Source organism: Okeania sp. SIO2C9, from assembly GCF_010672455.1.
In the GTDB taxonomy this organism is placed as follows: domain Bacteria; phylum Cyanobacteriota; class Cyanobacteriia; order Cyanobacteriales; family Microcoleaceae; genus Okeania.
On record NZ_JAAHGO010000146.1, the window covers coordinates 1 to 10,842 of the forward strand.

Here is a 10,842-nt window from a genome sequence, read left to right on the forward strand (position 1 = left end):
TTTTCGACAAGAAACATAGTCGGTCAATTTCAGGATAAAACCGATGATTTTTTGTATGGGATATGTCTCTCAACTAATTTCATAAATCCAGGAGTTAAAATTATATTAGGATTCGAGGACGCGCGGAATTTTGATGATTATTTAGTCTGGAACTAAGCGTGCCAATTTCATTATACTATTAAACAGATGGCCTTTGAGTTATTAAATTTTGTCAAATATTTAGTAGCTATGCTTGCACAAATCAACGAAGATATTTGACATGATTTGACTATATATGACTATATTTACGTATAACTTTTATTATACCATTTTTTTTCCATGACAAAAAATCGTTGGTAGTCATATTAATGTTTCCTTAAAAAGAATTGCTTGCTGTTCCACCTAAGAACTCTAAAAACTTTTCCGAAAAGGTTTATTAATCTTATTCAGATGTCTATTAAGAGCCAGATAAAAAAGTGAATTGCTGATACCTGACTACTAATTAACTACTCTACAATATTACCGAATAATTAAGGATTAAAGCCTCTCCTTTAAAGGATAAACAAGAAAAAAAATTCCTTTGAGTCAATCCTCTCCTTGAAAAGAAGAGGTAATTATTCATTATTCATTATTCATTATTCATTATTCATTATTCATTATTCATTATTGAACCAATCTTTGTTTTAATACACCTGCTAAACCTGCTATTGGCACTTTCATTTGTTCGCCAGTGCGTAAATCTTTTAAACTACACATATTAGCTGCTGCTTCCTCCGAACCAATAATTATACAAAAAGGAATTTTTTGCTTATCTGCTTGTTGTAATTGTTTTCCCACTCCACGACTATCAAAACTGGTTATCACATTCATCCCACTACGACGCAACTGTTGAGAAACATCTAAATAAGTTGCCATTAAATCTTCTTGCATATTGACAACCATAACTGTTGCTGGAGTAGGGGCAAAAGATTCCAGAATACCCGCCTTTAATAAACGACTCATTAATCTAGTTAAACCAATAGAAATACCAACACCAGGCATTTTTTCACCAATAAACATTCCCACTAACTCTTCATATCTACCCCCAGAACAAATACTTCCTAAAGCTTCATGTCCGATTAAAGTAGTTTCATAAACTGTGCCTGTATAATAATCTAATCCCCTAGCTATTGATAGATCAATACAGAAACATTGGTCTGAAACACCCAAATTTCGGACACCAGAAATTACTGTTTCTAATTCTGTAATTCCCTGACTTAAAACCTCAGAATTATCCAAAATTTCTGCCATACTTTTCAGCTTATCCAAAACATCATCAACCGTACCTTTGATTTTAGTAAAATCCCAAACTTTTTCCACTTGAGATTCAGATAAACTAATTTCAGACAAAGCTTTTTTAACCTTAGCTTCTCCGACTTTTTCCGCAGTATCAACAATCCGAATACAAGACACAATATTATCTGCTGTGACTCCCACAGATGTAAAAAAACCAGTTAAAACTTTGCGGTTATTAATTCTGATCAGAAAATCTCCAATATTAATCGCTTCAAAAATTTCAGCAATAATCGCCGGAATTTGTGCATCATATAATAAACTTAATTTACCTCGCCCTACAACATCAATATCGCATTGTCTAAACTGACGAAAACGACCATCTTTTGCCCGCTCTCCTCGAAAAACAACATCCATTTGATAACGAGCAAAAGGGAAATTTAGATCATTCAAATGCCGAGCAATATAAGCAGCCAAAGGAACAGTTTGGTCAAATTTTAACGCCCTTTCTTCTGAGCCACTATCTCCAGATTTTTCCTTTTCCGCTTGACGATTTGGAGGTAGAATTGGAAATAAACCATAAACAATATTATCTCCTTGATTTCCTTTTGCTTGTAAAACTTCTAAACGTTCAACTGCTGGAGTTTCAATAGGTGTAAATCCGTACCGTTCAAATACCTGACGAATTGTATCCATTAAATAAGATTCTAATCGTTTTTCACCAGGGAGAAATTCTGGAAAACCACTAGGACAACTATAATTAATTTTATCTGTTTTTGCCATTTTTTACCTCATATTTAGAGTAGGGGAGTAGGGGAGTAGGGGAGTAAGGGAGTAGTAAAAATATAAATAATTAACGCCCTACTGGCTAATAATTATTAAAAGGGTTATTTGGAAGCTGATAGCTGACCGCTGTTTGCTTACTTTCTTACTTTTTCTTTCCACCAAAAATTCCCCCAAATAAACCACCACCTTTATCCGATTTAGTTTCTTTTTTATCTTTTAGTTTATTTGGTCTCTTATTGCCAGCTGCAGCTTGTTCTAATAATTTTTTTACCTCCAATGCTTTTGGCTCTTGAGGATTTAATGAAAGAGCCTTTTTAACTTCAATTTTTGCCATTGTGCCTTGCTTCTGCTGGAAGTAACAAAAACCTAATAAAGCATGAGAAAGACTATCATTTTGTTCAAATTTCAAAGCTCCTTTTAACTCTGAAATTGCCTTAGCATAATTTTTATTAGATATTAATGTTTGAGCTCTATTGCAAGCTTGCTCTACCAAAGGATTTTTAGTTGGGGGTTTGATTGCTCTAGGTTCTTCTTGATTGACTGGAGGTTTCGGTGGAGGTGGGGATTTAACAACTCCAGAACCACTTTTGCGCAGTAAATAAGCTAAATTCAATTCACTAATTTCTCCGATAATATCTAAAGTTTTTTCAAGAGATTCATATTCGCGATCGCTTAATTCCTTGAGAGCTTCCTGATATAAATTTTTATAATCTCCCGCCTTAGCAATTTTTTGTGCTGCATCAGTAGTAAGCTTAATTTGACTGCGCTGCTGAGAAACAGTATTGCCGATATTTTTGAGAACAACAAAAAGTTCAGCACGATCACCTTCCTTAGAAAATTTATTATAAGCTGGACTCACCAACTTAGATAACAACTGATTAGCAAATTCTTTATCAGTTTCACTTTCAAAAGAACAAGTATCAGGGTGTAAGCGACGCGCCACTCGCATATACCGTTTACGAATCTCACCAAATTCTGCATCTAGGGAAACCCCTAAAATTGCATGATGGTCTGTAAAATCAAATTGGAATAATCCTTGTTCAAATGTAAAAGACATAATAACAACTTTTCCTTAACAAAATTGCATTGAATCTAAACTTAATCCTTATCCTTTTTAGCTCTAATTAGACATCTCCGGAAATTAGACATTATAGATTACTTTTTGTGTCTTTTTTCAGAAATTTTCTTCCCTATTGCCTGTTGCCTACTTATGCAAAAAGTCTATTCTTTATCGGGGATGTCTATTAGACTTCTGCAAAAATCAAAAATAAAATCAATTCTTATCCATAAATTATCAATTATCCCCCTCCACCGGAGGGGTTAGGGGTGAGTTGCCTGTTGCCAGATGAGCTGTTGCCTCATTTGGAGGAGATGTCTATTGTAGACCAATGAGATAGAGGGGGAGTTTCAATCAACGCTTTGCTCATTAAATCGTGAATTTTGCCATTAGTAGCTAAAATTTTACCCGAACTCATATCAAAAGGACTACCATTATAAGCTGTAACTTTACCTCCCGCTTCTTGCAGCACCACTATACCTGCAGCAATATCCCAAGGCGACAAACCTCTTTCCCAGTAACCATCTGCACGACCACAAGCAATAGAACATAGATCCATAGAAGCACAACCAGAACGTCGTACTCCTTGAGCTAGATAACATATTTGACAAAATTCTTTGTAGTTATTGTCAGTAGTCTCCCGTCGGTCGTAAGCAAAACCCGTTATCGTCAAACTTCTTTCTAAAGTAGTAGTCTGAGAAACACTAATTGGTTTGCGGTTACGAGTTGCCCCCAAACCTTTAGCAGCACGAAAAAGTTCATCCAAAATCGGATTAAATACCGCCCCCACCTGTGGTACCCCATCAATTAATAATCCTACCGAGGATGCTGAAAAAGGATATTGGTGGGCAAAATTAGTAGTACCGTCCAAAGGGTCTATTGCCCATAGATATCTACTTGTTGTATCTCCCAACTCTCCCGACTCTTCAGCTAGAATGCCATGGTCTGGCAAATGTCGCTGTAAAACTTTAACGATCGCCCTTTCAGCAGCTTTGTCAGCTTCAGTTACCAAATTTCCAGGACTGCCCTTTTCTTGAATATCTTGAAGATTACCCCAATAAGACATTAACTCTGCACCACCAGCAAGAGCCGCTTCAGTAGCAATGTCTAGGAAAACTTGTAATTGTTCTGCACTCATAAAAATAATTAACTTACTCAATTAATAGGAAACCCTGCCTTGATTAGCGAATATTGTTGGAGGGTTGCTCACTCATCTCCTTAATGAAGTCAGAAGTCATAATTCAGAAGCGGTGCGACCCCGCGACGACGCCAGCTCGCTTGCGGAATGCGCACTCCTGTGAGTCAGAAGTTAACCCACCCCTAGCCCCTCCCCCTCCCAGGAGGGGAAGTAGGGGATGCGTGAGTAACTCTCCAAAAATATTGCGCCTTAAAGGGGGGGGTTTTAGACCCACATTATTTTGATAACAACAATAACTTCTTACTTTTGAATTTTGACTTTTTACTTTCTTAATTCTATTGTTTAAGATTTTCACAACGAATTACTTTTGACTTTTGACTTTTTACTTTTGACTTTCTACTGTTTAAGATTTTCACGACGAAATTGTGCTGGAGTTTGACGCATTGGACGTTCTGGATTCCAGATACCTCGCCCCATCAGTCTAGCTTTTTCTTGGGCATTAGCAAGACGTTCTGTATACTTATTGTTAGGAAAATATGGCTCTGCCAAGGCCAAACCTTCTTCTGCCATATATTCATTAATTAGTTTCCCATTCAGCCAAATATAAGCTAGTTGGCGATCGAATTTATCTTTTTTCTGGACATCAAACTCTAGTAAAACTTCTTGCCCCAAGGTTAACTTTTCTAGTTGGGTTCTAGCTTCTTGTCCCCAAGGTTTTTGTCTGATATCTGGTGCCTGAATACCAATCAAGCGAATGGGTTCTAGTATAGGTACAGCAACAGAACGGTCAGTTATCTCGATAGTTTGTCCACTAACAACCCTTTCTACTCTAATTATTTTGCCCGACCGGGGATTTGAGTTTTGGCAGCCAACGAAAAGTATCCAGGCTATAACTAGAAAAATGATTCTAATCTTCATCCAATGGCAATCCCGCTCTTACCTTTCCTTTGCCAAAATAGCGGCCAAATTGGAGTTCGTATACTTCATCTTCATCTTGTGTCTCTACAAGTAGGTCAGAACGAGCATAGCTGACACACAGAAGGGCATAACCCTGTTTTTGAAGTTCTAATGATAGTCCCATTGCTTCTGGTTGGTAAAGTTGGCCAGATATAACTCTCACTGCACAAGTAGTACAAGCACCATTACGGCAGGAAAATGGTAAATCTACTCCTTGGTTTTCGGCACTGTGGAGGATGTAGCGGTCTTCAGGAACCCGGACTGTATGATATGTATCTTTTTGGCGATCGTGTATGCGGATTTGGTGATTACGGGCCATTTCAATTATCAGTTATCAGTTATCAGTTATCAGTACCTCTGTCTGTTTGCGCAGCATTCTGCAGGAAAGTCAGAGGCTTGAAATATTGAACTTGATTTCTCTTGGTCAATTGGATATGGCGAGGAAACCTCGCCATATCCAATTGACCGCTTTTTCATCCCCTTAAAAGGGGAGGCTTGAGACCTTATTTTTTGGTCATAATAATTTTATATTATAATTTATAGTTATTGCTGGTTATTGAGGTATTAATTTTTAATTATATTGCTTAGGCAGTACAACGTATTCTCGTCATTACGATCGACAGGGTTTGCACAACATTCCGGGATGGAAAGCAATCTCAAATCCTAGTTTTTTTGTACCTCATGCTTAAGTCCTGAATGAACAAACTAAAACATGATTTATGCTTAATCTTATGTTATCAAAATAGTTGGGTCTAAAACCCTGCCTTTTCAGGCGAAATATTTTTGGAGCGAAGCTCAAATCCCCTACTTCTCCTCCTGGGAGGGGTTAGGGGTGGGTTAACTTCTGAATTCTCACTTGAAACATCTGACTTCATGAACCAGGCCCAATATCGAATATAAAATTTTTTTGCCAGAAAGACTTGCAAAATTTAGAATTATTCTGCTACAATAGTGGAATTGTGAGCAAGTATAAAATTTAATACTTTTTCTCTTTGGAGAGGTGGCCGAGTGGTTTAAGGCGCAGCACTGGAAATGCTGTTATGGGGTGACTTATACGGGGGTTCGAATCCCCCCCTCTCCGTTCTATAGAATAAGTTTCAGCGATTTAGCTAAAGTTAGACCCTGGTTTAATTGCTTAACTAATTCTATTTAGCCTATATCTTAATCTAGCAATACGTTTCAGCGATTTAGCCAAAGTTAAGCCGTAGTTTAATGGTTTAACAAAATGGTTTAACTCAAGAATATAAAAAGGATATTAAATTCCGTCCAATAATCAGGATTTGGTGTAAATCTTTTCCACATCGCTAAACTTAACCCTTCTGATTTCTGGCTCGACCCTCCGACCAGTTCTTTCGACCCATAAGCGCTCGCTCTCCACGCTCTTAATTTCCCAGGTATTCAAACTAGAGTCGTCGCCACCCTTCAACTTAATTAAATGGCCAACCTTTAACTCTCCACCAAGTTTTCTCTCATCATCTGGTAACTCCGCATCCGCATCGAAGTCTTCAATTGTGCTGAGGTAGACTTCTTTTAATGAGCGCAGATCCCACCCACTATCAATGGAAAGCTGCTTGAGCTGCAGAGTAAGCTGGCTTTTCTTGGGGCGTTGCTCTGCCATCTTAATAATTTCTCCCAGAACTTTTAGTTTATCCCATTTCTTTGGGAGAGCATTGACTTAATCAGAGAATAACGGCATAATGCGTCAAGAAGCATACTTTTAGACAGGTTGCACTCACCTATATATGAAATCCATTAGAACAAAGCTGAAACTTAATAATAAGCAGAAAACTCTGATGGCTCAACACGCAGGTTATAGCAGATGGTGTTATAATTGGGGTTTAAGTTTATGGAATGCTGCTTATAAAAATGGTTACAAGCCAAATGCTCGTAAGCTAAGAGAGGTGTTTACCAATCACACAAAACCACTTTATCCCTGGATGAAAAATCTTTCATCTAAAGTTTATCAATACGCTTTCATCAACTTAGGTGAAGCATTTAAAAGATTCTTTCAAGGGTTAGGTAAACATCCAAAGTTTAAGAAAAAAGGTAGGTCTGATTCATTCACAATAGAAAACCAGTGGAAAACCAATAGAATTAAATGGATGGAATCATAAATTACCTTTCATCGGATGGGTAAAAACTTATGAACCGATTGAAGCAACAACTAAAAAAATAACTATTAGTAGACACGCAGGTGATTGGTATTTGAGTTTCAGTTATGAATTTACTCCAACTCCAACACCAAAAACTACTGAAGTTGTAGGTGTAGATTTAGGCATTAAAACCTTAGCTACATTAAGTGATGGGAAAGTTTTTGAAAGTGTCAAGTCATACCGCCAGTTTGAAGCCAAGCTTTCCCAACTACAATATCTAAACCGGAATAAAGAAATTGGTTCAGCTAATTGGCGAAAAGCACAACTCAAAATTGCCAAGCTACACGCAAAAGTAGCTAACATCCGTAAAGATGCGCTTCATAAATTGACAACATACGCAAGCCTTGAACCACGGCACCATTGTCATAGAAGATTTAAACGTTAGTGGAATGTTAGCTAACCATAAACTAGCTAAATCAATAGCAGACCAAGGCTTTTATGAGTTCAGGCGACAGCTAGAATATAAAACACGGTGGTACGGTTCTGAGTTAGTAATAGTTGATAGGTTTTTTCCATCATCAAAAACTTGCTCGAATTGTGGTCATGTTCAAGATATGCCCTTAAATGTAAGAACTTATGACTGTCCAGAATGTGGCTTGTCAATAGACAGAGATTTAAACGCCAGCATTAATTTGAGAGATGCGGTCGGTTCGACCGTGAATGCCTGTGGATGAGTAACCGCCGACGGCCTCAGTGGAAGCAGGAAGTAAACATCAATTTGTTACGTTATGTAACGCTTTGTGTCAGTTTTATAGAGCAGTTACGCCTATGGTTTGACTATTACCCTGATGAAGCGGTGAAGTTCCTTTGTGAGAGGCACTATTGCTACTATTTCTGCTGTAATGCTGATTTTTCTGCCACGCTTTCAGACAATTTTCTATAGCATCGTCTGTGAGAGAAGCAGTAGGGTTATCTTTTTCAGCAGATTTCCAAATCTGTTGCGCCTCTTTGCTATTAATAGGTGGGCTGCAACGACTACAGTAATCTTCAAAAAGCGCTTGTGGTGCATCGGTGTAGTTAATTCCCAGATAATTAAGTCTTTGGATAGTACCAATCAAATTTCTTGCCAGCTTTGCACCCGCATTGTTTCTCCCGCCCTCGCTTACACCCCTTTGCTTGAAGACGAGAAAAATCAACTGTGGGTAGAGGCAATGGCTCACTACCAAAGGCAACTAACAGAGGAAAAACAAGCATCCGCCCAACGGATCGCTGAATTGCAAAGTGAACTAGATGAGGAACGCTCCAAACTAGATATCACTTTGCCAATAGTCATCAAATCTCCTCTGCTCAAAACCTTATCGGGAGAAGAGCTATCAGACTTAGAGTTAAGCGTGCTGTGTGATTTTTTCGGCTATGACCAACGTCTGCTACAACAGGCCAGGTCTACTCAGGACAAAAGTCTTGCAACTGAAGAAAGAACTGCGGATGAAAGAGGAGAAGAATTTACCGAGACCGAGATGCCTTGATGGTTGGCAAGAAGGGGTGCTGCCAAATCAGGGTATTGTGTTTATCGCCCCCCAAAATCTAGGCCGAGAAGATGCAATGGCAGTCTATAGCCAATGCGAGTCTTGGTTACAAGCGGTGGCTAACATCTGGGGAGAGGTCAGATTAACCTGGGTAGGAGCGAATTATGGTCTGAGAAAATTGTCAGAAATACCATCAAATTGCACACCTATATTGCCTATGACTGAACAGTCTCAAAACCTGATAATTCCCGAATTGGATCTAGATTTGAACGAACTCTACCAACGGACTCATCCGTGTTACCTAACTGAGATGGTGACTCAGAAGGTAATCTGGATGAATCTCAAGGCGATAGAAGTGAACCGCCTGAAAACTCCAAGTAAAGTGATTGGCAGTTCTTGTACTTCCTTATGGAATGGGGACTCAATGGAGAAGATGATGAGGCATTTGCTGGCAGATAAATTTGTTCATCAGTTTGAAACCCAGGGCTATCACTGGGTTGATCAGTGGAGACGGGAGAAGATTACCACTGTCTCTGAATACGGCCTTGTTACCGTTTTTGGTACAGAGTGTCGTCTGTGTGAAACCCTGGAATATCAAGTTCTTGGGGTGGATTGATTCTATGCTGTAGGTGGTTAGGTGATAGGTCTGGGTAGGGAAACTTTTCTCACAACTACCTTTTAATGAGTGGTTTTAACCCCTTCCTGTGCCTGGATAGACCACTTCTGGCTTAACTCTGCTGCTAGTCTTTGCACTGGTAGTATAGGGTTTGGCCTTGTACCGTAGAGATAATTGTCTATAGCTTTTGAGGAAATTCCGAGAAATTTGGCAATAATTGCCTTTTTCATGGGGTACTTTTGTAGTAGCTCCATGGGATAACGAATCTAATTATTCTGAAAAAGCCTGGGAATTCATTAGGCTACTCAGTAATATCCATCCCCGCGACTTTAATTTCACTCTAGCACTGATAATCTTTAGAGCAGGAATTATTGCAGGGAGCATTAGTGCATGGTTTTAGGTAATTTAATAGTTTGCTTTGGTTGCCTAATAAAAGAAGCAAGAAAAGTTTTGATTAGATTATTTTTGTTAGTCAAATATGACTAAGTTAAAACACTTAAAATAGAAGGTCAGGGAGATATTAGAAAGTCTTTGAATTATGTCAGATTAGGAGAATTTGCTCATAAGCATTCTCAAAAACTAGGGAACCCAGGATTATATAATTGGTGCTTATCGCAGGAGCGACCAATATTAGTTGAGGATGAACCAGCTATTTTGCCAGAGCCAGTTAAATATGTGGTAGATGAAAGGTGTATTGATCTAGGCAATTATCATAAATCAAATGATGAAAAAACTTATAAAAATACTGAATAAGCTAAGTTTAGCAATCAAGATAATAAGGATAATATTGAGATAATAGATGTTCAGACTTCTCCTGAAAAACAACCTTTTACTTTGGAATAATTTTAAAAATAAATCCTGGCTTTTTGCTCTAGCAAAAAAACTACAGTTAGACAGGTTCAACAGAAGTTTTATAAGTATAAATTAACTGCTGAAACAATTTAGAAAATGTTCCAAGGATTTGCTTATAAAAATCTATGAACTGTAGCAGAGAAAAAAGTAGGAGGCTCAGTTAGTCGCTCATTCTCTCCTACAACACCCGACCGACACCCAGATGTTTAAGGCTGTTGAGTTTGTAGCCAACTGGTTATAAGTCAACGCTCAACTATGTTTTACGCCAATAGCAATTTCTTCTACAACTCCAGTTTGCCCAAAGGCTAGATAGCTATGTAGGCGATCGCCTACAACACCAAACATATCTGCAACAATGTAACACTTGATTAGCCTTAGTTATGAAAAATACTTTAAGATCAAATACTAATATTTCCAAAGCTAGCAGTACTATTTAAACGTAAGGATTCAGGTGAGAGCGATCGCTTAACAGGTCTTGGTCTATAACTTCAGGAAATCTGGGACAGGTTGACAAAACATCAAACTACGCTAAACTAAGGACATGAGTGAGTCAGTACCACTCCTCA

11 protein-coding genes, 1 tRNA gene and 1 pseudogene are annotated in these 10,842 nt (G+C 38.2%); 5 read left to right on the forward strand and 8 right to left on the reverse strand.

What is annotated here, in order from left to right; genetic code table 11:
* Positions 1 to 642: 642 nt before the first annotated feature.
* The 5 genes from hisS to F6K23_RS39055 form a co-directional block, all read right to left on the reverse strand.
* Positions 643 to 2,034, reverse strand: coding sequence for a histidine--tRNA ligase (gene hisS / locus F6K23_RS39035; protein ID WP_293166369.1), 1,392 nt, complete (start codon positions 2,032 to 2,034; stop codon positions 643 to 645).
* Between the two features lie 145 nt (positions 2,035 to 2,179).
* Entirely contained in the window at positions 2,180 to 3,094 is a 915-nt protein-coding gene (locus F6K23_RS39040) for a DnaJ domain-containing protein (protein WP_293166371.1), read from the reverse strand.
* Between the two features lie 301 nt (positions 3,095 to 3,395).
* Positions 3,396 to 4,232 carry an inositol monophosphatase family protein gene (locus F6K23_RS39045; protein ID WP_293166373.1) on the reverse strand — a complete coding sequence of 279 codons (837 nt, stop codon included), beginning with the start codon at positions 4,230 to 4,232 and terminating at the stop codon, positions 3,396 to 3,398.
* Between the two features lie 396 nt (positions 4,233 to 4,628).
* Positions 4,629 to 5,150, reverse strand: coding sequence for a thermonuclease family protein (locus F6K23_RS39050; RefSeq protein WP_293166375.1), 522 nt, complete (start codon positions 5,148 to 5,150; stop codon positions 4,629 to 4,631).
* Positions 5,140 to 5,508: a 2Fe-2S iron-sulfur cluster-binding protein gene (locus F6K23_RS39055; RefSeq protein ID WP_293166377.1), complete on the reverse strand. Its 369-nt coding sequence runs from the start codon at positions 5,506 to 5,508 to the stop codon at positions 5,140 to 5,142. Before F6K23_RS39055 ends, F6K23_RS39050 begins: the two co-directional genes overlap by 11 nt.
* A gap of 675 nt (positions 5,509 to 6,183) precedes the next feature.
* Here F6K23_RS39055 and F6K23_RS39060 point away from each other — a divergent pair.
* Positions 6,184 to 6,270: transfer RNA gene (locus tag F6K23_RS39060), tRNA-Ser, on the forward strand.
* Positions 6,271 to 6,462: 192 nt separating this feature from the next.
* On the opposite strand, the gene F6K23_RS39065 is transcribed toward F6K23_RS39060, so the two are convergent.
* Positions 6,463 to 6,807, reverse strand: a complete 345-nt coding sequence (locus tag F6K23_RS39065; RefSeq protein ID WP_293166379.1) for a hypothetical protein — start codon at positions 6,805 to 6,807, stop codon at positions 6,463 to 6,465.
* A gap of 124 nt (positions 6,808 to 6,931) precedes the next feature.
* Between F6K23_RS39065 and F6K23_RS39070 the strand changes: the two are divergent.
* Positions 6,932 to 8,016: pseudogene (locus F6K23_RS39070) on the forward strand (RNA-guided endonuclease InsQ/TnpB family protein).
* A 75-nt stretch (positions 8,017 to 8,091) separates the two neighbouring features.
* On the opposite strand, the gene F6K23_RS39075 reads toward F6K23_RS39070, so the two are convergent.
* A complete protein-coding gene (locus F6K23_RS39075) occupies positions 8,092 to 8,400 on the reverse strand; it encodes a hypothetical protein (protein ID WP_293166380.1) in 309 nt (102 codons plus the stop codon).
* Here F6K23_RS39075 and F6K23_RS39080 point away from each other — a divergent pair.
* Both F6K23_RS39080 and F6K23_RS39085 read left to right on the forward strand, forming a co-directional pair.
* Positions 8,383 to 8,808 carry a hypothetical protein gene (locus F6K23_RS39080; RefSeq protein WP_293166381.1) on the forward strand — a complete coding sequence of 142 codons (426 nt, stop codon included), beginning with the start codon at positions 8,383 to 8,385 and terminating at the stop codon, positions 8,806 to 8,808. The genes F6K23_RS39075 and F6K23_RS39080 overlap by 18 nt on opposite strands.
* Positions 8,768 to 9,424, forward strand: a complete 657-nt coding sequence (locus F6K23_RS39085; protein ID WP_293166382.1) for a hypothetical protein — start codon at positions 8,768 to 8,770, stop codon at positions 9,422 to 9,424. Before F6K23_RS39080 ends, F6K23_RS39085 begins: the two co-directional genes overlap by 41 nt.
* Positions 9,425 to 9,486: 62 nt before the next feature.
* On the opposite strand, the gene F6K23_RS39090 is transcribed toward F6K23_RS39085, so the two are convergent.
* Positions 9,487 to 9,654: a hypothetical protein gene (locus F6K23_RS39090; RefSeq protein WP_293166383.1), complete on the reverse strand. Its 168-nt coding sequence runs from the start codon at positions 9,652 to 9,654 to the stop codon at positions 9,487 to 9,489.
* 301 nt (positions 9,655 to 9,955) lie between these two features.
* Here F6K23_RS39090 and F6K23_RS39095 point away from each other — a divergent pair, with 301 nt between their 5' ends.
* Entirely contained in the window at positions 9,956 to 10,177 is a 222-nt protein-coding gene (locus tag F6K23_RS39095; protein ID WP_293166384.1) for a hypothetical protein, read from the forward strand.
* Positions 10,178 to 10,842: the final 665 nt, after the last annotated feature.